At 59.9% G+C, this 21,144-nt stretch carries 18 protein-coding genes; 11 read left to right on the forward strand and 7 right to left on the reverse strand.

All coding sequences use genetic code 11. The features are described 5' to 3' along the window. Positions 1-31: 31 nt before the first annotated feature. Positions 32-436: a DUF4398 domain-containing protein gene (locus AC3IUF_RS05525; protein ID WP_007908899.1), complete on the reverse strand. Its 405-nt coding sequence runs from the start codon at positions 434-436 to the stop codon at positions 32-34. 306 nt (positions 437-742) lie between these two features. Then, entirely contained in the window at positions 743-1,087 is a 345-nt protein-coding gene (locus AC3IUF_RS05530) for a pilin assembly protein (protein ID WP_095112540.1), read from the reverse strand. A gap of 213 nt (positions 1,088-1,300) precedes the next feature. On the opposite strand from AC3IUF_RS05530, the gene ppc reads away from it, so the two are divergent. The 7 genes from ppc to AC3IUF_RS05565 all read left to right on the forward strand — a co-directional run bounded on the left by ppc (position 1,301) and on the right by AC3IUF_RS05565 (position 8,589). Further along, complete coding sequence (gene ppc, locus AC3IUF_RS05535; protein ID WP_007908896.1) at positions 1,301-3,931, forward strand: phosphoenolpyruvate carboxylase; 2,631 nt, start codon at positions 1,301-1,303, stop codon at positions 3,929-3,931. 300 nt (positions 3,932-4,231) lie between these two features. Then, a complete protein-coding gene (adk, locus tag AC3IUF_RS05540) occupies positions 4,232-4,882 on the forward strand; it encodes an adenylate kinase (protein WP_007908894.1) in 651 nt (216 codons plus the stop codon). Between the two features lie 93 nt (positions 4,883-4,975). Further along, the gene (gene tsaB, locus AC3IUF_RS05545; RefSeq protein ID WP_489280589.1) at positions 4,976-5,650 is read left to right on the forward strand and encodes a tRNA (adenosine(37)-N6)-threonylcarbamoyltransferase complex dimerization subunit type 1 TsaB; all 675 of its coding nucleotides are present in this window, start codon (positions 4,976-4,978) and stop codon (positions 5,648-5,650) included. 221 nt (positions 5,651-5,871) lie between these two features. Continuing rightward, on the forward strand, positions 5,872-6,180 hold the full coding sequence (locus AC3IUF_RS05550; RefSeq protein ID WP_007908889.1) for a hypothetical protein: 309 nt from the start codon (positions 5,872-5,874) through the stop codon (positions 6,178-6,180). Next, complete coding sequence (locus AC3IUF_RS05555; protein WP_007908887.1) at positions 6,180-7,040, forward strand: DUF72 domain-containing protein; 861 nt, start codon at positions 6,180-6,182, stop codon at positions 7,038-7,040. Before AC3IUF_RS05550 ends, AC3IUF_RS05555 begins: the two co-directional genes overlap by 1 nt. Before the next feature lie 32 nt (positions 7,041-7,072). Next, on the forward strand, positions 7,073-7,894 hold the full coding sequence (locus AC3IUF_RS05560; protein WP_489280592.1) for an isocitrate lyase/PEP mutase family protein: 822 nt from the start codon (positions 7,073-7,075) through the stop codon (positions 7,892-7,894). Positions 7,895-7,896: 2 nt separating this feature from the next. Continuing rightward, entirely contained in the window at positions 7,897-8,589 is a 693-nt protein-coding gene (locus AC3IUF_RS05565) for an extensin-like domain-containing protein (RefSeq protein ID WP_447783826.1), read from the forward strand. A gap of 3 nt (positions 8,590-8,592) precedes the next feature. On the opposite strand, the gene AC3IUF_RS05570 is transcribed toward AC3IUF_RS05565, so the two are convergent. Further along, a complete protein-coding gene (locus AC3IUF_RS05570; protein ID WP_007908883.1) occupies positions 8,593-9,213 on the reverse strand; it encodes a hypothetical protein in 621 nt (206 codons plus the stop codon). 92 nt (positions 9,214-9,305) lie between these two features. On the opposite strand from AC3IUF_RS05570, the gene AC3IUF_RS05575 reads away from it, so the two are divergent. Continuing rightward, positions 9,306-10,088 carry a class I SAM-dependent methyltransferase gene (locus AC3IUF_RS05575; RefSeq protein WP_038358552.1) on the forward strand — a complete coding sequence of 261 codons (783 nt, stop codon included), beginning with the start codon at positions 9,306-9,308 and terminating at the stop codon, positions 10,086-10,088. A gap of 132 nt (positions 10,089-10,220) precedes the next feature. Here AC3IUF_RS05575 and AC3IUF_RS05580 read toward each other — a convergent pair whose 3' ends face one another. Beyond that, positions 10,221-10,856 (reverse strand): TetR/AcrR family transcriptional regulator, encoded by a 636-nt coding sequence (locus tag AC3IUF_RS05580; protein ID WP_007908881.1) that lies wholly within the window; start codon positions 10,854-10,856, stop codon positions 10,221-10,223. Positions 10,857-10,950: 94 nt separating this feature from the next. On the opposite strand from AC3IUF_RS05580, the gene AC3IUF_RS05585 reads away from it, so the two are divergent. From AC3IUF_RS05585 to AC3IUF_RS05595, 3 genes are all read left to right on the forward strand, one after another. After that, on the forward strand, positions 10,951-12,051 hold the full coding sequence (locus AC3IUF_RS05585) for an efflux RND transporter periplasmic adaptor subunit (protein ID WP_123374586.1): 1,101 nt from the start codon (positions 10,951-10,953) through the stop codon (positions 12,049-12,051). 6 nt (positions 12,052-12,057) lie between these two features. Continuing rightward, complete coding sequence (locus tag AC3IUF_RS05590) at positions 12,058-15,126, forward strand: efflux RND transporter permease subunit (protein ID WP_489280595.1); 3,069 nt, start codon at positions 12,058-12,060, stop codon at positions 15,124-15,126. Positions 15,127-15,849: 723 nt separating this feature from the next. Next, positions 15,850-17,241, forward strand: a complete 1,392-nt coding sequence (locus AC3IUF_RS05595; protein ID WP_007950297.1) for a Fic family protein — start codon at positions 15,850-15,852, stop codon at positions 17,239-17,241. Here AC3IUF_RS05595 and AC3IUF_RS05600 read toward each other — a convergent pair. From AC3IUF_RS05600 to plsB, 3 genes are all read right to left on the reverse strand, one after another. Further along, entirely contained in the window at positions 17,238-17,927 is a 690-nt protein-coding gene (locus tag AC3IUF_RS05600; RefSeq protein WP_007908873.1) for a DUF4197 domain-containing protein, read from the reverse strand. The two genes, AC3IUF_RS05595 and AC3IUF_RS05600, sit on opposite strands and share 4 nt — an antisense overlap. Before the next feature lie 40 nt (positions 17,928-17,967). Continuing rightward, complete coding sequence (locus AC3IUF_RS05605; RefSeq protein ID WP_095112527.1) at positions 17,968-18,366, reverse strand: YbaY family lipoprotein; 399 nt, start codon at positions 18,364-18,366, stop codon at positions 17,968-17,970. Positions 18,367-18,499: 133 nt separating this feature from the next. Next, entirely contained in the window at positions 18,500-21,001 is a 2,502-nt protein-coding gene (gene plsB / locus AC3IUF_RS05610) for a glycerol-3-phosphate 1-O-acyltransferase PlsB (protein WP_007908871.1), read from the reverse strand. Positions 21,002-21,144: the final 143 nt, after the last annotated feature.

Below are 21,144 nucleotides of genomic sequence, written 5' to 3' on the forward strand. Positions count from 1 at the left end.
AGAGATTCAGCTTTGCGGTCGGGATGCGTGCTTACTGCACGGTGCGCTGACTTTCCTGACGCAGTTCCTGAACACCTTTCTGGGAATCCTTCACAGCCTGTTCGGCTTTTGCGGCCTGAGCCTTGCGTTCGGCGACGCGAGCGTCCCACTCGGCTTGCTCGGACAGGGTGCGAGCCTCGTCATACTTCTTGTCGTGCATGGCGATTTCGGCTTGTTTCAGTTTGTCCTGCGCCTGCTTCATCTCAACCGCAGCGAACTCGGTACCGCCGGCGCTGACAGCGCTGTTCACGGCCGATTGGGTCACGGCGTATTGCTCGCTCGGTGGGTTACCGGCGCAACCGGCCAGCACGAAGCTGGTGCCGATGGCCAGAGCAGCCAGTTTCAGACCGCGCAGGTGGGTAAACGAGGTTTGGTTTTTCATGGTCTTCAACTCCATTAGGCATCTCCTGAATACATCTGAATCCATCCTGGTCGAGGAGCCGCAAGCGACGTGTGAAAGCGCGTTTTTGAAACGCTCGTTCCAGGCGTGGTTACAGGTTCCGACCGGCGGGATTTTTCAAAAGTTCAGAAAAGATGGCCTATCGCCAAAATAATTTTTGACTGAATGGACAAGGCTCTAAAGCGGGAACTTTGGCGGGATGAAGCGGTACGCGCGGGGAAAGAAAGACGTAGTGCTGGAGGAAAAATACATTCCCTGTGGGAGCTGGCAAGCCAGCTCCCACAGGGTTAACGCAATGCCGGATCAGTGTTTTTGCTTGCCTGCTGCGGCCGAGAGGTCATGCAAATGCCGGCGCGAAAGCGCCAGAAACCGCGGCGTAGGCCCGACATCCTCATACAACGGATCACCTTCCTCATCCGTCGCCACCACCGTCGAACCCTTCACATACGGCAGGCTCGCCTCAAACTCTTCAAGCGCCGCGCCGATCAGTTCGCCGAGCAATTCTTCGACATGCCGTTTGGGGTACATCTCGGTAATCGCTGCCAGACGCGCAGCAGCTTCGACGTCCAGATGAATCGAGTAGCCAGTGTCGGTCAGGCGACCCTTGGCGTTTTCTTCCCAATGCTGGGCGAGTTCACGAATTTTCATGATGACCTCATTTCGCACCTGCTCATGGCAGGTCTGGGTGAGTGTCCGCCGGGGCCGGCGGCAAGCCGTTGTACGGCTTACTGTTGAGACTAGCTTTCGCCCGCAAGGTTTAACGTCCCTTGGTCGGATGCTTGTAAGAAGCGTCGTAGAGCGGCACTCTCTAGGTCATGCACTCGTTTCTAAGCCGTCCGGATTACTGCTGGGGAATTGCTGATGACCGATATTGATGCACGCTTGCGCGAAGACGTTCACCTGCTCGGAGAGCTGTTGGGCAACACCATTCGAGACCAGTACGGCGAGGCTTTCCTCGACAAGATCGAGCAGATTCGCAAAGGCGCCAAGGCCGATCGGCGTGGCTCGATGGACGCTGAACTGAGCGCCAGCCTCAATCAATTGAGCGAAGACGAGTTGCTCCCGGTAGCCCGGGCGTTCAACCAGTTTCTCAATCTGGCGAACATCGCCGAGCAGTATCAGTTGATCCATCGGCGCGAAGAGTCGCAGCCGGCGCCGTTCGAATCCCGCGTATTGCCGGAATTGCTCGCGCGCTTGCGCAGCGAAGGCCACAGCGCCGAGTCGCTGGCCCGGCAATTGGCGCGCCTGGAAATTGAATTGGTCTTGACCGCGCACCCGACCGAAGTGGCACGCCGCACGCTGATCCAGAAGTACGACGCGATCGCCGGGCAACTCGCCGCGCAGGATCATCGCGACCTGACCACAGCCGAACGCGAACAGATTCAAAATACCCTGCAACGGCTGATCGCCGAAGCCTGGCACACCGAAGAAATCCGCCGCACACGACCGACACCGGTTGATGAAGCCAAATGGGGTTTCGCGGTGATCGAGCACTCGCTGTGGCAAGCGATCCCCAACCATATGCGCAAGGCCGACAAGGCGTTGTACGAAGCGACCGGCCTGCGTTTGCCCTTGGAAGCGGCGCCGATTCGCTTCGCTTCCTGGATGGGCGGCGACCGAGACGGCAACCCCAACGTCACCGCTGCGGTGACCCGCGAAGTGTTGCTGCTGGCGCGCTGGATGGCCGCCGATTTGTACCTGCGCGATGTCGATCATCTGGCGGCCGAACTGTCGATGCAGCAGGCCAGTGAAGCCCTCAAAGCCAAAGCCGGCGACAGCGCCGAACCGTATCGCGCGGTGCTCAAACAACTGCGCGAACGCCTGCGCGCCACGCGCAACTGGGCGCACGCCGCGCTGACTGCGCCAACCCCGGCGCCGGCCGATGTGCTGCACAACAACCGCGATCTGCTTGATCCGCTGGAGCTGTGTTTCAACTCGCTGCACGAATGCGGTATGGGCGTGATTGCAGACGGCCCGTTGCTCGATTGCTTGCGTCGCGCGGTGACCTTCGGCCTGTTCCTCGTGCGCCTCGATGTGCGGCAGGATTCATCGCGGCACAGTTCGGCGATGACTGAAATCACTGATTACCTCGGTCTCGGTCGCTATGAAGACTGGGACGAAGAGCAGCGCATCACCTTCCTGACCCGCGAATTGAGCAATCGTCGGCCATTGCTGCCGGCGCATTTCAAGCCTTCTGCTGATACCGCCGAAGTGCTCAACACCTGCAAGGAGATCGCCGCCGCGCCGGGTGCGTCGCTGGGTTCCTACGTGATTTCCATGGCCGGCGCCGCTTCCGATGTGCTCGCCGTGCAACTGCTGCTCAAAGAGTCCGGCGTGTTGCGGCCGATGCGCGTGGTGCCGCTGTTCGAAACCCTCGCCGACCTCGACAACGCCGGGCCGGTGATGGAGCGGCTGTTGCTGCTGCCGGGTTACCGCGCGCGACTGCAAGGCCCGCAGGAAGTGATGATCGGTTACTCCGACTCGGCCAAGGACGCCGGCACCACGGCGGCGGCCTGGGCGCAATATCGCGCGCAGGAGCGCCTGGTGGAAATCTGCCGCGAGCAGCAAGTCGAGCTGCTGCTGTTTCACGGTCGCGGCGGCACTGTGGGCCGTGGCGGTGGCCCGGCCCACGCGGCGATTCTGTCGCAGCCACCGGGTTCGGTGGCGGGGCGGTTCCGCACCACCGAGCAGGGGGAAATGATTCGATTCAAATTCGGCCTGCCGGACATCGCCGAGCAAAACCTCAATCTGTATCTGGCGGCGGTGCTTGAAGCGACCTTGCTGCCACCGCCGCCACCGACGCCAGAGTGGCGTCATCTGATGGATGAATTGGCGGCTGACGGTGTCAGTGCTTATCGCCAGGTCGTGCGGGAAAATCCGCAGTTCGTCGAGTATTTCCGCCAGTCCACACCCGAGCAGGAACTGGGTCGTTTGCCGCTCGGCAGTCGCCCGGCCAAACGCCGGGCCGGCGGTATCGAAAGCCTGCGGGCAATCCCGTGGATCTTCGGCTGGACGCAAACGCGGTTGATGCTGCCAGCGTGGCTCGGTTGGGAATCGGCACTGAGCAAGGCGCTGGAGCGCGGCGAGGGCGAGTTGCTTGGGCAAATGCGCGAGCAGTGGCCGTTCTTCCGCACGCGCATCGACATGCTGGAGATGGTCCTGGCCAAGGCTGACGCGGATATCGCGCTGTCCTACGATGAACGTCTGGTCGAGCCGGATCTGTTGCCGTTGGGCGCGCAGTTACGCGACCTATTGTCGCAGGCGTGCGCGGTGGTGCTTGGCCTGACTGGCCAGTCGCAGCTGCTGGCACATAGCCCTGACACCCTCGAATTCATCCGGCTGCGCAACACCTACCTCGACCCGCTGCATCTATTGCAGGCCGAATTGCTGGCCCGTTCGCGACAGCAGGATGTCGAGCAGGGCAGCCCGGTGGAACAGGCGTTGCTGGTGTCTGTGGCGGGGATTGCCGCCGGTTTGCGAAATACCGGCTAACGTTTTTGTCGTGGCGCGCGGCACCGCACACAAATGCCGGGTGCCGCTTTGCCTGACGGATGAAAATGCCGCCAGGCGACAGTTATTGATGGGGTTGCGACTTGGGTTACCGCGTCGCAAGGTCGCGGGGGGCGTCGGTTTCTCCGACTTTTGGCGTCTTGTGTGGGCGCAGCCTGCTGTGTATCTTGATCAGCCTTTGGCCGTTTGTGCGGCCACGACCCGTATTTTCAGGATTCGTCCCAAGAGGCGAATCCTTTGTTTTGTAAAAGCTTTTTATAAAAAAATTGAGGAGCACATCTAATGCGCGTCATTCTGCTGGGAGCTCCCGGGGCCGGTAAAGGTACTCAGGCTAAGTTCATCACCGAAAAATTCGGCATTCCACAAATTTCCACCGGCGACATGCTGCGTGCAGCGGTCAAGGCCGGTACTCCGCTGGGCGTGCAAGCCAAGAGCATCATGGATGCCGGCGGCCTGGTGTCGGATGACCTGATCATCGCACTGGTTCAGGACCGTATCGCTCAGCCAGACTGCGCCAACGGTTTCCTGTTCGACGGCTTCCCGCGCACCATTCCGCAGGCTGAAGCCCTGGTGACTGCCGGCGTCGAGCTGGATGCCGTGGTTGAAATCGCTGTTGAAGACGAAGAAATCGTTCAACGCATCGCCGGCCGTCGTGTTCACGAAGCCAGCGGCCGCGTTTACCACATCGTCTACAACCCGCCGAAAATCGCGGGCAAAGACGACATCACCGGCGAAGAGCTGGTACAGCGCAAGGACGACACCGAAGAAACCGTGCGTCATCGCCTGTCGGTCTACCATTCGCAGACCAAGCCGCTGGTGGAGTTCTATCAGAACCTGTCCGAGAAAAACGCTGGCAAGCCGAAGTACAGCCACATCGAAGGCGTTGGTTCGGTTGATGCGATCACCACCAAGGTGCTGGCCGCGCTGAGCTGAAAAGTCTGATCGGCTGCATCATCCACGGCCCGCTTGCGGGCCGTAGTTGTTTATACTGACGCACTTTTTCCCACCCCTGTTTTGGAAACATCGATGAGCACCTTGCTGGCCCTGGACACCGCGACTGAAGCTTGCTCCGTTGCCTTGCTGCATGACGGCAAGGTCACGAGCCATTACGAGGTGATCCCGCGGCTGCATGCGCAGAAGCTGTTGCCGATGATCCAGCAACTGCTGGCCGATGCCGGCACCACGCTGCAAGCGGTCGATGCGATTGCTTTCGGTCGTGGCCCGGGTGCGTTTACCGGTGTGCGGATTGCCATTGGTGTGGTCCAGGGTTTGGCGTTCGCGCTGGATCGTCCGGTGTTGCCGGTGTCCAATCTGGCCGTGTTGGCGCAACGTGCGCTGCGTGAGCACGGCGTGAGCCAGGTCGCGGCGGCGATCGATGCGCGGATGGATGAAGTGTATTGGGGCTGCTACCGTGAGACGGCAGGGGAGATGCGTCTGGTCGGTGCCGAAGCGGTGTTGCCACCGGAAGTCGCCGCGCTGCCGGCCGATGCCAGTGGCAACTGGTTTGGTGCTGGCACCGGTTGGGGTTATGGCGAGCGGATCGCGGTCGATCTGACCGGCTCCGACGCCGGCATGTTGCCCCACGCCGAAGACTTGCTGACCTTGGCGCGTTTCGCCTGGGAGCGCGGCGAGTCGATCCCGGCGGATGATGCACAACCGGTTTACCTGCGCGACAAAGTCGCCACCCCCAAGGCTCGTTGAGCCTTTAAAAAGATCGCAGCCTGCGGCAGCTCCTACAAGGATCGCATTCCAAATGTAGGAGCTGCCGCAGGCTGCGATCTTTTGATCTTCTGAAGCCAATCGTCAGTTTCTAACCCCCGCTTTAAACCTTTTGCGCTTTATGTGTTCTAGTTATCACTCGGCGGTTTGCTAAGTCGGTCAAGTGCCGCTAAATTGCCATCATCGATACCGAGCATGAAATTATGCGTATAGACGGCCTTTCCTCTCAGTCCTACCCCATCAAGCGCAAGCCTCGCAAAGGCAATGTGGCGCTGGATGAATCCGTCGACGATATCGACGGCGAGCTGGAATTCCCGACTGAAGAGCAATTGGCCGCCCGCGCTGCCAAAGCCTCGGCCCAACGCCTGAGCAATCTGCCTGCCCGTCAGCAAGACATGATCTATCACCGTGCGATGAAAAAGAGCGTAGCGATGGCCTTGGCCAGTTACCTGAGCACCGCCGGTTTTGTCGATTGGGATGCAGACGTGCTGGGCCTCGATCTGTACATCTGATGGATCTGCCTTACTACCTCGGTTGCCCGTCCTGGAGCGAAAACGCCTGGCGCGAATATCTGTACCCGGTAGATGCAAAAACCTCTGACTTCCTCGGTCTGTATTCCCAAGTGTTCAACGCCGTTGAAGGCAATACGACCTTCTATGCCAGTCCATCGCCCGCGACTGTGCAGCGTTGGGCTGAAGTTATGCCCGAGCACTTTCGCTTCACCGCCAAATTCCCCGGCGACATCAGCCACAGCGGAGACCTGCGCGAGCAACTGACCGCCGCCGAAACCTTCCTGCAATTACTCAAGCCGCTCGGTGAGCGTGTTTCGCCGCTGTGGCTGCAACTGTCGAAAAGCTTCACGCCGCATCGCCTGCCTGAACTGGCGGCGTTCATCGATGCGCTGGATTGTCCGTTGGCGGTGGAAGTACGGCATGAGCAGTTCTTCGCCAAGGGCGAGAGCGAACGTTTGCTCAATCGTCTGCTGCTGGATCGTGGTGTCGAGCGCATTTGCCTTGATCCGCGTGCGTTGTTCAGCTGCCTGTCGACCGAGTCGTCGGTGATCCACGCGCAATCGAAAAAGCCGCGAGTGCCGACGCGCCCGGCGGCGTTTACGCAGTTCCCGCAGGTGCGTTTCATTGGCCATCCGGAACTGGAAGCCAACGACTCGTTCCTGCTGCCGTGGGTGGCGAAAATCGCCGAATGGATCGAAGAGGGCCGCACGCCGTACATCTTCCTGCACACCGCCGACAACCTCCTCGCAGCGAAGCTGGCGCAACGTTTTCACGCACAACTGATGCAACGTTTGCCTGGCCTGCCGGCGCTGCCTGAGCTATACAGAGAACCCGCTGCGGAGCAACTTGGCCTGCTCTGAAGCGGATTTTTATCCTGCTCAGGAGCCTGCCGATGGATGCCCAAGCCGTTAAAGCACACGCCTTCAAAGCCCTGCATGAACGTCCGGGGATTTTCGTCATTCCCAATCCGTGGGATGCCGGTTCGGCGAAAATGCTCGCCAGCCTCGGCTATCAGGCGTTGGCAACGACCAGTGCCGGTTACGCGTTTTCCCAGGGCAAGGCCGATGGCGCGTTAAGTCTCGACGAGACCCTGGCCAATGTCCGCGCGATTGTCGCGGCCACCGATTTGCCGGTGGCGGTGGATCTGGAAAACGGTTTTTCCGATGATCCGGCCGAGGCTGCGAAAAGCCTGCTTCGCGCAGCAGCGGCGGGAGCGGTCGGTGGCTCGATCGAAGACGCCACGGGCCGCGCGGATGCGCCGATCTATTGCTTCGAACACGCTGTGGCACGTATCGAAGCGGCTGTCGCCGCTGTGCGCACGCTGCCATTCCCGTTCATCCTGACGGCGCGCGCGGAAAACTACCTGCACGGCAATCCTGATATCAACGACACCATCCGCCGCTTGCAGGCCTTCGCCGAAGCGGGCGCCGACGTGTTGTACGCGCCGGGTTTGCGCAACGCCGAGGAAGTGCTGGCAGTGGTGCGCGCGGTGGCGCCGACACCGGTCAATGTGTTGATGTCCGGCGGTTTGAAACTGACCGTGCAGGAGTTGCAAGAAATGGGTGTGCGGCGTATCAGCACCGGCTCGGCATTGGCGTTGGCGGCGTTCGGCGAGTTCTTCCGCGCCGCTGAAGAGATCCAGCAATCCGGCACGTTCGGGTTTACCTCGCACTCGATGCCGTACGCCAAAGCCAACCAGTTTTTCAAAGGCTGAACATGGGGCGGTGGATATTCTGGCTGGTGCTGCTGACGATTGGCGGCGCTGCGGTCAGTGTCTGGCGCGGTTGGCTGGACGTACCGCCGCAATGGAATCCATGGGCGCCACTGGACGTCAAAGCCGCGCCCAATTGGCTGACCGGTTACAAGCTGATGCGCTTGCGCAGCGATCCTGAACTCTGCGCCCAGGCGTTGAGCAGCTCTGATCTGCGCGTCACGCGGCAATCCGACAGCCCCGACGCCAAGTGTCCACTGATCGGCGTCTTGCGCGTACAGGGTGGTGAGGTGGCGCTGAGCAGCAGCTTCCTCGCCAGTTGTCCGCTGGCGGTGGCCTACGCGATGTTTGAACACCACACGCTGCAACCCGCCGCGCAATCCGTTTACGGGCAAAAGGTCGCGCGTGTCGATCACCTCGGCAGCTTTGCCTGTCGCAATGTCTACAATCGCGAAAGCGGCGCGCTCAGCCGTCATGCCAGTGCTGATGCGCTGGACATCGCCGGGTTTCGTCTGGCCGATGGTCGCACGGTCAGCGTGCTCAAGGACTGGCCCAAGCAAAATCAGGACGCGCAGTTTCTGCGTCAGTTGCGCGACGGTGCCTGTGAGGCATTCAGTGTGGTGTTGAGTCCGGATTACAACGCCGCCCACCGCAATCACTTTCATGTCGATGTCGGGCGCTGGAGCGTGTGTCGCTGAGGTTTAGGCGGCGAGGCGCAGGTTCTGCAGAACGATCGGGCGGGCCCAGCCATTATCGAAGTCCAGCGCCTTCTGTTGCTCGACGATTTCTTCCGGCGGGAACGGCGGATAAGGCTTTTGCAGCAGATCCAGATCGAATTCGGCAATCGGCAGGTACAGCGGTTTCTTCTGCGGGGCCGGGCCAGGCTCTGGAACGGGCTGACCATTGTTGATCACCACCGGACGCACCCAACTGCTGTCGAAATCCTGTTGCTCTTGCTGAGCTTTCAGTTCTTCTGGCGGGAACGGCGGGAATGGTTTGTCCAGCAAGTCCATTTCGAATTCGGCGATCGGCAGGAACAGCGGCTCTGGCGGACGCACTTCGGTTTCCACCACATCGCACTCGCGCTGGCTGACGATGTGCGCGTGCAGCTCGCTGCCGATGGTCGGTTCTTCAGGGCTGCTCAGGTCAACCGGAGGGAACGTGCCACAGGCAGGCACCACTTCACTCGTCTGTTCGGCCATCGCCTGGGCAAAGAAATCCTGCCACAGGTGACTGACGCCGCTCAGTGCTTGAGTGTTGTGACGGCTAAAGTCGCCATGGGGCGAGATGTAGCCAATCGATGTGGGAAGAATGCCTGACATTTTTTTCGGTTGACGCTCAGCTCTGGCAAAATGCGCGTTGAATGAATTATCGGCGGTTTTTGCCGATCCTTGAATTTTTGAGCGTGTTTTCCATGATCGAGCAACCTGCGGCCTGCCGCATCCATGTTCAGGCCCTCGGCCCGACGTTTGAAGCGCAAGCCGGGCAGTGGGCCGAGCGCCTGGGCCTGCCGCTTGAAGTGGCGGACGGCGAGTTTGCCTTGCAGGTCGGCGAGCAGGGTTTGCAGCTGCAACAGCTCGGCCCGGATGCACCGGGGCCGGTGCGGGTCGACTTTGTTGAAGGTGGTGCGGCGCATCGGCGCTTATACGGTGGCGGCAGCGGGCAGATGATCGCCAAGGCTGTCGGCATCGCTCAAGGCGTGCGCCCGCGCGTGCTGGATGCCACGGCGGGGCTGGGCAAGGATGCGTTCGTGCTGGCCAGTCTCGGTTGCGAGATGAGCCTGATCGAACGCCAGCCGCTGATCGGCGCGCTGCTGGAAGATGGTCTGGCGCGGGCGGCGGAAGATTTCGACGTGGCGCCGATCGTGGCGCGGATGAAGTTGCTCAAGGGCAACTCCATCGAAGTCATGCAGAACTGGGAAGGTGAGCCGCCGCAGGTGATTTATCTCGACCCGATGTTTCCGCATCGCGAGAAGACTGCGCTGGTGAAAAAGGAAATGCGTCTGTTCCGGCCGTTGGTGGGTGATGATCCGGATGCGCCGGCGCTGTTGCAGGCCGCTTTGGCATTAGCGACGCACCGGGTGGTGGTCAAACGACCGCGCAAGGCACCGTGCATTGAGGGGCCGAAGCCGAGTCATGCGCTGGATGGCAAATCGAGCCGCTATGACATCTACCCGAAGAAAGCGCTCAAGGCTTGATACCGAGTCGCGCTCATCGCTGGCAAGCCAGCTCCCACAGGGTTTGGTGGTGTGTACACGATTTTTGATCACACCCAAATCCTTGTGGGAGCTGGCTTGCCAGCGATGGCGTCAGTGCCGACACCGCAGAAATCAGGCTTTGTACGCCCGCATAAACAACCCCACCACTTCCTGCACATGGCTTTCCGCTGCCTCTTCAGTCAACGGCTCCCCACAGCCATACAACAGCCGAAAATTCCCCGCACCCTTGATCAGGCAAAAGAAATGCTCGGCGGCATTGCGCGGCAGATCGATGCTCAGCGCGCCTGTCTCGTGAATACGCGTCAACAACCGCTCCATGCCTTGCACCATGCGCTGAGGGCCGGCCTCGAAGAAGATCAGCGACAGCTTCGGATCCTGACTGCCCAGCGCCATGATCAAGCGGTGCAAGTTCACCGACTCATCACTGTTGATCAGGTGATGAAAGCCTCGCGCAATGTTCAGCAACACATTTTCCACGGCGATGCCTTCGGGCAATTCGAAGAACAATGGCGGCAATTGCTCCTCGCACTTGGCCACGACGGCGGCGGAGAACAGCGTCTCTTTGTCGTTGAAATGGCTGTAGACCGTCAGCTTCGACACGCCAGCCTCGCTGGCGACCGCGTCCATGCTGGTGTTGGCATAGCCATGACTCAGAAACAGAATTTTCGCCGCGTCGAGGATCGCCTGGCGCTTGGCCAGATCCTTGGGACGGCCCGGACCGTTTGGAGCTGAAAGATTGTTCGACATTCTTCGCTTTTAATACTGGACTGGTGAGTTTGCTATTAATAACATACCCGCCAGTATAATTATTCCAAGCACCATTAGCGAAAGGTCCGTCACCATGTTCCGCCATGCGTTGTCCCTCGCGTTGCCAGTGAGTCTGGCGTTCCTTTTGTCAGCGTGTGGTCAGGAAGAGGCGACGCAAGTCACCGTGCGACCGGCCATGGTGGTGCAGCCAGAGCCTTCGGCGCAGACGATGGAAAGTTATCCGGGCGAGGTTCGCGCTCGCTACGAACCCGATCTGGCGTTCCGCATTGGCGGCAAAGTCAGCCGACGACTGGTCGATGAAGGTCAGCGCGTGAAGGCAGATCAACCGCTCGCTGAACTCGATCCGCAGGACGTGCGCCTGCAGCTGGAAGCCACCCGCGCCCAGGTTGCCGCCGCCGAAGCCAATCTCAACCTGGTGCGTGCCGAGCGCGATCGCTACAAGACCCTGATGGATCGGCAGATGGTCAGCCGCTCGGCCTACGACAATGCCGAAAACCTTTACCGCTCCGGTGAAGCCCGCCTCAAACAAATCAAAGCTGAATTCAACGTTTCGACCAATCAGGCCAGTTACGCGGTGTTGCGTGCGCCGCAGGATGGTGTGGTGGCCAAGCGTTCGGTGGAAGTCGGACAGGTCGTCGCCGCCGGGCAAACCGTGTTTACCCTCGCCACCGACGGCGAGCGCGAAGTGCTGATCAGCCTGCCGGAGCAGAGCTTCGGGCGCTTCAAGGTCGGTCAGCCAGTCACTGTTGAGTTGTGGACGCAACAGAATCAGCGCTTCGCCGGGCAGATCCGCGAACTGTCGCCCGCCGCCGATCCACGCTCGCGCACCTTCGCCGCACGCATTTCCTTCACCGGTGGCAAAGTCCCGGCCGAACTGGGCCAGAGCGCCCGGGTGTTTGTGCAATCGGCCGATGCCGTGTCGCTGTCGGTGCCGCTCTCGGCGCTCACCGCCGAAAACGGCGCGACCTACGTCTGGGTCGTCAACGGCAACAACACCTTGAAGAAAACCCCAGTGCGCGTCGGCCCGTTCGGCGAAAAAACCGTGCCGGTGCTCGAAGGCTTGAGCGCCAGTGACTGGGTGGTGGCTGCCGGCGTGCATGTGTTGCTCGAAGGGCAGCAGGTGCGTCCGGTGGATCGCTCCAACCGTGTGGTCAATCTGGCGGACAAGGAGTAAGTCCCAATGCGCTTCAACCTTTCCGAATGGGCGCTGCGTAATCGCCAGATCGTGCTGTTCCTGATGCTTCTGCTGGCCATCGTCGGTGCGTTGTCCTACACCAAACTCGGCCAGAGCGAAGACCCGCCGTTCACCTTCAAAGCGATGGTGATCCAGACTCGCTGGCCGGGCGCGACCGCGCAGGAGGTCTCGCGGCAGGTTACCGAACGCATCGAAAAGAAGCTGATGGAAACCGGCGAATACGAGCGCATCGTCTCGTTCTCGCGCCCCGGCGAATCCCAGGTCACCTTCATTGCTCGCGATTCGATGCACTCCAAGGAAATCCCCGACCTCTGGTATCAGGTGCGCAAGAAGGTCAGCGATATTCGTCAGACCTTGCCGCCGGATATTCAGGGGCCGTTCTTCAACGATGAATTCGGCACCACGTTCGGCAATATCTATGCGCTGACCGGCGACGGTTTCGATTACGCGGTGCTCAAGGATTACGCCGATCGCATCCAGATTCAGCTGCAACGGGTAAAGGATGTCGGCAAGGTCGACTTGCTCGGTTTGCAGGACGAGAAAATCTGGGTCGAGCTGTCCAACGTCAAACTGGCGACCCTCGGCTTGCCATTGGCGGCGGTGCAACAAGCGCTGCAAGAACAGAACGCGGTGTCCACCGCCGGGTTCTTTGAAACCGGTAGCGAGCGTTTGCAACTACGGGTATCGGGGAATTTTCAGACAGTCGAGGAGATAAAGAACTTCCCGATCCGCGTCGGTGATCGTACGTTCCGCATCTCCGATGTCGCCGATGTGCGTCGCGGTTTCAACGACCCGCCGGCGCCGCGCATGCGTTTCATGGGCGAAGACGCGATTGGTCTGGCGGTGGCGATGAAGGATGGCGGCGACATTCTGGTTCTGGGTAAGGCCTTGGAAGGCGAGTTCTCGCGCATTCAGAAAAACCTCCCGGCCGGCATGCAATTGCGCAAAGTTTCCGATCAACCGGCGGCGGTGAAAACCGGGGTCGGCGAGTTTGTTCAGGTGCTGGTCGAGGCGCTGGCGATTGTCTTGCTGGTGAGCTTCTTCTCCCTCGGCGTGCGCACCGGCATGGTGGTGGCGCTGACCATTCCACTGGTGCTGGCGATGACCTTCGCCTGCATGTATTACCTCGGCATCGGCCTGCACAAAATCTCCCTTGGCGCGTTGGTGCTGGCGCTGGGCTTGCTGGTGGACGACGCGATCATCGCTGTGGAAATGATGGCGATCAAAATGGAGCAGGGCTTTGATCGCATCCGCGCAGCGAGCTATGCCTGGACCAGCACCGCGTTCCCGATGCTCACCGGGACATTGATTACTGCCGCCGGATTTCTGCCGATTGCCACGGCGCAATCCGGCACCGGCGAATACACCCGTTCAATTTTCCAGGTGGTGACCATCGCGTTGCTGGCCTCGTGGGTCGCGGCCGTGATGTTCGTGCCATATCTGGGAGAAAAACTCCTGCCGGATCTGGCGAAAATTCATGCGGCCAAACATGGCACTGGCGATGGTCAGGCTGATCCGTATGGCACGCCGTTTTATCAGCGCGTTCGGCGTCTGGTCGAGTGGTGCGTAATGCATCGCAAGACCGTGATCGTGCTGACGGTGGGGCTGTTTATCGCGTCGGTGATGTTGTTTCGTTTCGTCCCGCAGCAGTTTTTCCCGGCCTCGAATCGGCTGGAGTTGATGGTCGATCTGAAACTGGCTGAGGGTGCGTCGCTGGCCAATACCACCGGTGAAGTCAAACGTCTGGAAGCGATGCTCAAGGAGCACGCCGGCATCGACAATTACGTCGCCTATGTTGGCACCGGATCGCCGCGTTTCTATCTGCCGCTCGATCAGCAATTGCCGGCGGCGAGCTTCGCGCAGTTTGTGGTGTTGGCGAAGAACATCGAGGAGCGTGAGGCGCTGCGCAGCTGGTTGATCGAAACGCTTAACGAGCAATTTCCTGCATTGCGTTCGCGGGTCACGCGGTTGGAGAACGGTCCGCCGGTGGGTTATCCGGTGCAGTTCCGCGTGACCGGTGAACACATCGAAGAAGTTCGCGCGCTGGCGCGTAAGGTGGCAGCCAAGGTTCGCGAGAATCCGCATGTGGCCAATGTGCATCTGGATTGGGAGGAACCGAGCAAAGTCGTGTATCTGAATATCGATCAGGATCGTGCCCGGGCGCTGGGTGTAAGCACGGCGAATCTGGCGAAATTTCTGCAGAGTTCGTTGACCGGATCGAGTGTCAGTCAGTATCGCGAAGACAATGAGTTGATCGAGATTCTGTTGCGCGGCACGGTGCATGAACGCACTGAACTGTCGTTGTTGCCGAGTCTGGCGGTGCCGACGGATAACGGCCGCAGTGTGGCGTTGTCGCAGATCGCCACGCTGGAATACGGCTTTGAGGAAGGGATCATCTGGCATCGTAATCGTCTGCCGAACGTGACCGTGCGCGCGGATATTTATGGCAAGGAGCAGCCGGCGACGTTGGTGAAGCAGATCATGCCGACGCTGGATTCGATTCGTGCCGAGTTGCCCGATGGTTATCTGTTGGATGTCGGCGGCACGGTGGAGGATTCCGAGCGTGGGCAGAAGTCGGTGAATGCCGGGGTGCCGATGTTCATTGTCGTGGTGCTGACGTTGTTGATGGTGCAGTTGCGCAGTTTTTCGCGTACGGCGATGGTGTTTTTGACGGCGCCGTTGGGGTTGATCGGGGTGACGTTGTTTTTGATGGTGTTCCGTCAGCCGTTCGGGTTTGTGGCGATGTTGGGGACGATTGCGTTGTCCGGGATGATCATGCGCAATTCGGTAATTCTGGTGGATCAGATCGAGCAGGATATTGCCTCGGGGCTTAAGCCTTGGCAGGCGATTATCGAGGCTACGGTTCGACGCTTCAGGCCGATTGTGTTGACGGCTTTGGCGGCGGTGCTGGCGATGATTCCGTTGTCGCGGAGTGTGTTTTTTGGGCCGATGGCGGTGGCGATCATGGGTGGGTTGATTGTTGCGACTGCGCTGACGCTGTTGTTTTTGCCGGCGTTGTATGCGGCTTGGTTCCGGGTTCGCCGGGAGGTTTGATCTGCGTTTGACGTGGCGGCCTTCGGGCCGACCATGTTCTTGGGGTTTTGGGTGTATATCCGTTTTTGTGGGTGCTGCCGCTGGCGGTTTCGCCCTTACGGCGAGTCACCTTTTCCAAACGCCGAAAAGGTAACCCAAAAGGCTTTGCCCTGACGTTCGGCCCGCTCGCTGGGGCTCGGGGTTCCTTCGCTCCGGGATCGATCCGGGGGCATCGCCTACGGTTTGCTTCGCTGCACCTCCTCTCGATGTGTTCGACTTCGTCGAACGGTCGCTGCGCTCCCACCCCCGGATCAATCCCTCCACTCAGCCTGCCGACGGGCCTTCAGATCAAGATCAAAAGCTGCAGCCGAGCTAACGCTCATCCTGTTGAGTGGTGAGGAGCAGAAGCGGTTTGCTCTTCTGTGGGAGCGAGCCTGCTCGCGAAGGCGGCCTGACAGCCGACCTGTTTTTTGCAGATGTACGCAATCCAACTGTAGGAGTGAGCCTGCTCGCGATGAGGTCCTGACAGCCGCCCAATCTCTACCTGCATACACCCAAGCCAATTGTGGGAGCTGGCTTGCCAGCGATGGCGGGCTGACTGCCGACCAGTTTCTAGCTGATTACCCGTAGTCCGCTCTACCTCAGCCACTTCCTACATCTTTTTCAGAAACCTCCGATATTGAGCCTTGGTGCCTCGGATGCTGTACTCCAGCCTCTGCTTCCAGCGTTCCTGAGTTTGTCTTGATGAAAAAGCCGCCAGCATTGAAAGGCAGAACCGACCCCGTTTTCGACTTGTTGGTGCGCCCGCCCCACAAACATCGTCTGGAGGATTATCTTGCGCTGCTCAAGCCGCTCGATGATCAAGGTCGTTATCTGCCATTTGAAGCGTTGCGTTATCGCTGGGCGCCAGGGCTGGATGCCAAGCTCTGTTGGGCCTTGGTCAAGAAGGCACGGGCTGCCCAGCACATTAACCTTCTGCCACTGGGCGAGCCTGTGCAGTGGGGGAAGTATCTGTTGACGCCGCTGGCGCAGAAGACCATCTCCATCGTCGATCGACAGGCCAGTACGGCTGCGCTGGAGTACATGACCAGCCAGATTGGCGAACGGGCGCATTTCAGTTATCTGCTCAATGATCTTATCGAAGATGAAGCGATTGCCAGTAGCCAGTTGGAAGGCGCTGCGACGACTACGCGTGTGGCCAAGGACATGCTCAAGCAGCAGCGCCAGCCCCGCACTCCGGATGAACGCATGGTGATGGGTAATTACCGGATGATGAATTTTGCCTGGGAGAGACGTTACGAACCCTTGAGCGTGGATTTGATTGCGGCGATTCATCGGGTGGGGGTCGAGGGTATCGATGACGAGCAGTATTCCCCTGGGGTGTTCAGGACCAATGACGAGGTGGTCGTCCAGGACGGGGCGGGCAATACGGTGCACCGGCCGCCACCTGCAGCAGGATTGGTGTCGCGGCTTGAGCGACTGTCGCACTGGATCAACCTGCCCGAAGGCTCACCGCAAGAGACGAGCTACCTGCATCCACTGATCAAGGCGATCACACTGCATTTTGCCTTGGGCTACGAACATCCCTTTCGCGACGGCAATGGGCGAGTCGCCAGGGCGTTGTTTTACTGGTTCATGTTCAAGAATGAATTTGCGGCGTTTCGCTACATAGCGATCAGTTTGTTACTGCGTAATGCGCCGGTGAAATATGGACGCTCATACCTGCATACCGAGGCGGATGAGCTGGATCTGACTTATTTCATCGAGTTCCAGTGTTCGGTGATCCAGCGTGCGGTGCTTGGGTTTTCCGATGTTTACCGCAAGAGCGTGGCCTACACCGAAGAGTTCGAGCGCTGGCTGACGAATTCTGGCTACTTCGATCAGATGACGGAAATACAGCGCGCGGTGTATCAGGCGGCAAAAAGCGGGGAGGCTAAGGAGTTCACGGCAGGCAATTTGGCGGAAAATTTTGGTTGCTCGTATAACGAGGCGACTTCGGTTCTGGAGGGGCTGGACCAATTGCAGCTTTTGGAGAGAAGGAAGATGGGGCGGGAGTGGGTGTTCTTTTTACGTAGTCCTTTACGTGGAGGGAAGCACGGGAGCGAATTGATTCGCCCCCGTGTCGTGGCTGTTTAGAGTGTGCCGAACACCTTCTTCGCCAGACTGGTCGCCGCAGCGGCCGGGTTCTGGCGGATGGTTTCTTCCTGTTTGCCGATCATCTCGAACAGGCCATTCAGCGCTTGTTCGGTGACGTAGTTTTCAACGTTGGCGCTCTTCGCATCGACAACGCCAAACGCAGCAGCCTGACCAGCGAACGAGTTGTACTTCTGCGCTACGCCAACCTTGTCGGTCGCCTGTTTGACGATCGGCAGGAACTTGGCGCGGATCTGTTCGCGGCTGGATTTGTCGAGGTATTGCGTGGCCGAATCCTTGCCGCCGCTGAGGATGCCTTTGGCGTCTGCCACGCTCATTTTCTTCACGGCGTCGACGAGGATTGGCTGGGCCTGAGTCACAGCGGATTCGGCAGCCTTGTTCATCGCGGTTTCCAGTTCTTCAACCTGGGCGCCCATGCCGAAGGCTTTCATCTTGCTCGCGGCTTTGCCGAGTTTGCCCGGCAGTTCGATCTTCACGTCGGGGTTGTTGCTGAAACCGCCGGGTGTGCCCAGTTGTTTGACGGCGATTTGTGCGCCTTGGGTCAGAGCATCCTTGAGACCGCCGGTGGCGTCTTTTTGCGACAGGTCACTGAGCGACAGGGCCAGCGCGCTGGCGGAGATCATCAGGCCTGCGCACAGGCCGGCGAAGCGAAGGGTAGGGCGGAGCATGGCGGCTTCCTTGTTGCGGAAAAGGGCTGCGGAAAATGAATTAACGAACGGCGTCGACGCGGATTTTCAGCGGCTGCGGGTCGTTACCGTCGAGTTGCACGGCATGGTTTTCGGTGGTGATGAACATCAGCTCACCATTGACTTCGATGCGCGCGCTGACCGAATAGCGATGGCCGGGTTTGACCTGCGCCGGGTCGTAGCTCAGGTGGAAAGGCAGCGGCACCTGGCCTTTGACCTGGCCTTTTTGCTCGTCCAATACGACGGCTGGCGCGTCGGCCAATGAAACGTCTTGCAGGCTGACGCTTAGGGTCGCGCTCGGTGGCAGAGCGATGCGCTGCAGGTAGAACACTTCACCGTCGAGGCCGACTTTGCCAGCGGGGGTGGTCGATTGGCAGGCGCTCAGCAGTGTGGCAGCGGCGAGCAGGGTGAGTTTTTGCATCGGAAGTTCTCCTTTTCATTGTGGGAGCGAGCTTGCTCGCGAAGGCGGTTTAGCATTCAACATTTCAGTTGTCTGACACGCCGTCTTCGCGAGCAAGTCGAATCGTCGCACCGTCACTCCCACCAGGTTTACATCAGGTCTCGGGTTGGGCGACGACCTGATCTGCAGCGTCTTCACTGCGATGCAGCGCGACTTGACGGATCGACAAACGAATCTCCGCCGGCAACACACGTTTGGCAGCACCTTCGGCGAGTTCGCCGAGCAGTTCGTGGTAACTCAGTTTGCCGGCCTCGTCGCGACGCAGCACGTCGAGGTCGAGCAGGGTCTGGATGAAGTGGCGGAACAGGCTCTTGTCGAAGAACTCCGGGGCGTTGAGGCCGTGGAGGATCGACAGGCGCTGGGCCATGACCGTGCAGAGGTCTTCCAGCTCTTCGGCGCTGATGCTGTTCTGGCCGCTGTTGAGCAGCAACGACACGGTCATGTAGAAGCGCTGCAAGGTCTGGGCGATGCTCTTCGACAGCAGCGTCAGCAGGACGAAATGCCGCGAACTTGGCGCCGGGCGCAGGTACACATCTTTCTCGAAACGCAGCAGGCCTTGCTCGACGAACGCTTCCAGCCACTGATCGACCACACCGTCCAGTTCGTCCAGCGTCCAGCGAATGAACAGTTCCGATTGCAGGTACGGATACAGCGCGCGGGTGTAGCGCAGGATCTGCTCGCGGCTCATGCGCGAGGTGCTCTGGAAGAAGCTCGCCAGCAGCGCCGGCAGCGCGAAGATGTGCAGCACGTTGTTGCGGTAGTAGGTCATCAGGACGGCGTTCTGCTCGTCCAGATAGAGAATCTTGCCCAGCGCATCGTTCTGCTCGGCGAGCAGGTCCATGTCCTTCACATGCTCGATCAGCGCCCGGCCGTCGCCTTCCGGCAGTGTGGTGTGCGGCGAGTACGGGACTTTGCGCAGCAGCGCCAGATACAGATCCAGCACCCGCGCCATGGCGCGATCATCCAGCGCCAGACGTGTAGTCGACAGCAGCGCCAGCGCCACCAGATTGACCGGGTTGATCGCGGCGGCTTCGTTGAGATGCTGCGCGACTTTCTCGCCAAGGCGATTGGTGGTTTCGTTGAGCCACGCCGGCTTGTACTGCGGCCCGAGTTCCTGCTGGCGCCAGTCCGGTTGCTCGGCGTCGAGGAATTCTGCGAGTTTGATCGGTTCGCCGAAGTTCACCGCGACCTGACCGAAACGCTGCTTGAGCGCGCCGATGACTTTGAAAATGTCGAAGATCGATTCTTTTTTCTTGCTTGCCCCGCGAAGTTCGCCCAGATAGGTACGCCCCTCAAGCACGCGCTCATAACCGATGTACACCGGCACAAACACGATCGGCATCCGCGACGAACGCAGGAAGCTGCGCATCGTAATCGCGAGCATCCCGGTTTTCGGTTGCAACATGCGCCCGGTGCGCGAGCGGCCGCCCTCGACGAAGTACTCGACCGGGAAGCCTTTGGTGAACAGCGTGTGCAGGTATTCGTTGAACACCGAGGTGTACAGCGGATTGCCCTTGAACGTGCGGCGCATGAAGAACGCGCCGCCACGGCGCAGCAGGCTGCCGATCACCGGCATGTTCAAGTTGATCCCGGCGGCGATGTGCGGCGGGGTCAGGCCGTTGCGGAACAGCAGGTAGGAGAGCAGCAGGTAGTCGATGTGGCTGCGGTGGCACGGCACGTAGATCACTTCGTGACCCTGGGCGACCTTCTGCACGCCTTCGATGTGGTTGACCTTGATGCCGTCGTAAATCTTGTTCCAGAACCAGCTCAGCACCACTTCGAGGAAACGGATCGCGGTGTAGGTGTAGTCCGAGGCGATCTCGTTGCCGTAGCGCAAGGCCTGGGCCTTGGCTTTCTCCGGGGAGATGTTTTCGCGCTCGGCTTCGTCGAGGATCGCTTGCTTGACCAATGGCTGGTTGAGCAGACCTTTGACCAGGTTACGGCGGTGGGAAATGTCCGGGCCGATGACCGCTGCTTTCAGGTTGCGGAAGTGCACACGCAGAATGCGCTGGGCCATGCGCACGGTGCGTTCGTGGCCCTTGTTGTGCTCGATCAATTCGCGCAGATGGATCGGCGCGGAGAACTGCACGCGGGTCTTGCGGCCGAGGACGATGATGCTCAGCAGTCGACGCAGGCGCCCGGTGACGGCCCAGCTGTCGGCGAACAATAGCTTCCACGGACTGTTTTCGCTGTCCGGCGACTGACCCCAGAACACGCTGACCGGGATGATCTGCGCGTCTTCGGCAGCGTTCTGGGTGAGGGCGCTGACCAGACGGGTCAGGGTCGGCGGCGCACCGCGTTTGTCCTGGCGGCCGAGCCAGTCTGGGTCCGGCGTCAGGTAGAAAAACGCCGCCGGTTCGATCAGCGAACCCACCGACACCGGCAGTACCGGACGCGGCAGGCCGGCCTTGGTGCACTCGGTGTCGAGCACGGCCAGATCGGTCAGCGAAGGGTTTTGCAGGACGTAGAACACCGGACGACTGCGGTCGAGGTTGAGGGTGAACGACGACTGGTTGATCGTCTCCGAGCGAACCCAGAGATACAACAGTCGGCGCAAGGTGCCAAACACAAGACGGCGGAACGGGGAACGGGTCATACGGCTTCTGCATGAGTGAATAAAACCGAGCGGTTGCTCGGGAGGTCGACAGTTTGCCGTATTCACCGAAAATCGGCAAAAAAGCGGCGAAGTAATCTCCTGTTGAGAGTTTTCGCGCCTGTCATATACTCGGCGGTCTGTCG

This window comes from Pseudomonas sp. KH_040 (genome assembly GCF_057839305.1).

What these genes read in the sequence shown, in the direction of transcription:
- AC3IUF_RS05525 (WP_007908899.1), bottom strand. Translation starts at nt 436, where the DNA reads ATGGAGTTGAAGACCATGAAAAACCAAACCTCGTTTACCCACCTGCGC.
- AC3IUF_RS05530 (WP_095112540.1), bottom strand. Translation starts at nt 1,087, where the DNA reads ATGAAAATTCGTGAACTCGCCCAGCATTGGGAAGAAAACGCCAAGGGT.
- ppc (WP_007908896.1), top strand. Translation starts at nt 1,301, where the DNA reads ATGACCGATATTGATGCACGCTTGCGCGAAGACGTTCACCTGCTCGGA.
- adk (WP_007908894.1), top strand. Translation starts at nt 4,232, where the DNA reads ATGCGCGTCATTCTGCTGGGAGCTCCCGGGGCCGGTAAAGGTACTCAG.
- tsaB (WP_489280589.1), top strand. Translation starts at nt 4,976, where the DNA reads ATGAGCACCTTGCTGGCCCTGGACACCGCGACTGAAGCTTGCTCCGTT.
- AC3IUF_RS05550 (WP_007908889.1), top strand. Translation starts at nt 5,872, where the DNA reads ATGCGTATAGACGGCCTTTCCTCTCAGTCCTACCCCATCAAGCGCAAG.
- AC3IUF_RS05555 (WP_007908887.1), top strand. Translation starts at nt 6,180, where the DNA reads ATGGATCTGCCTTACTACCTCGGTTGCCCGTCCTGGAGCGAAAACGCC.
- AC3IUF_RS05560 (WP_489280592.1), top strand. Translation starts at nt 7,073, where the DNA reads ATGGATGCCCAAGCCGTTAAAGCACACGCCTTCAAAGCCCTGCATGAA.
- AC3IUF_RS05565 (WP_447783826.1), top strand. Translation starts at nt 7,897, where the DNA reads ATGGGGCGGTGGATATTCTGGCTGGTGCTGCTGACGATTGGCGGCGCT.
- AC3IUF_RS05570 (WP_007908883.1), bottom strand. Translation starts at nt 9,213, where the DNA reads ATGTCAGGCATTCTTCCCACATCGATTGGCTACATCTCGCCCCATGGC.
- AC3IUF_RS05575 (WP_038358552.1), top strand. Translation starts at nt 9,306, where the DNA reads ATGATCGAGCAACCTGCGGCCTGCCGCATCCATGTTCAGGCCCTCGGC.
- AC3IUF_RS05580 (WP_007908881.1), bottom strand. Translation starts at nt 10,856, where the DNA reads ATGTCGAACAATCTTTCAGCTCCAAACGGTCCGGGCCGTCCCAAGGAT.
- AC3IUF_RS05585 (WP_123374586.1), top strand. Translation starts at nt 10,951, where the DNA reads ATGTTCCGCCATGCGTTGTCCCTCGCGTTGCCAGTGAGTCTGGCGTTC.
- AC3IUF_RS05590 (WP_489280595.1), top strand. Translation starts at nt 12,058, where the DNA reads ATGCGCTTCAACCTTTCCGAATGGGCGCTGCGTAATCGCCAGATCGTG.
- AC3IUF_RS05595 (WP_007950297.1), top strand. Translation starts at nt 15,850, where the DNA reads ATGAAAAAGCCGCCAGCATTGAAAGGCAGAACCGACCCCGTTTTCGAC.
- AC3IUF_RS05600 (WP_007908873.1), bottom strand. Translation starts at nt 17,927, where the DNA reads ATGCTCCGCCCTACCCTTCGCTTCGCCGGCCTGTGCGCAGGCCTGATG.
- AC3IUF_RS05605 (WP_095112527.1), bottom strand. Translation starts at nt 18,366, where the DNA reads ATGCAAAAACTCACCCTGCTCGCCGCTGCCACACTGCTGAGCGCCTGC.
- plsB (WP_007908871.1), bottom strand. Translation starts at nt 21,001, where the DNA reads ATGACCCGTTCCCCGTTCCGCCGTCTTGTGTTTGGCACCTTGCGCCGA.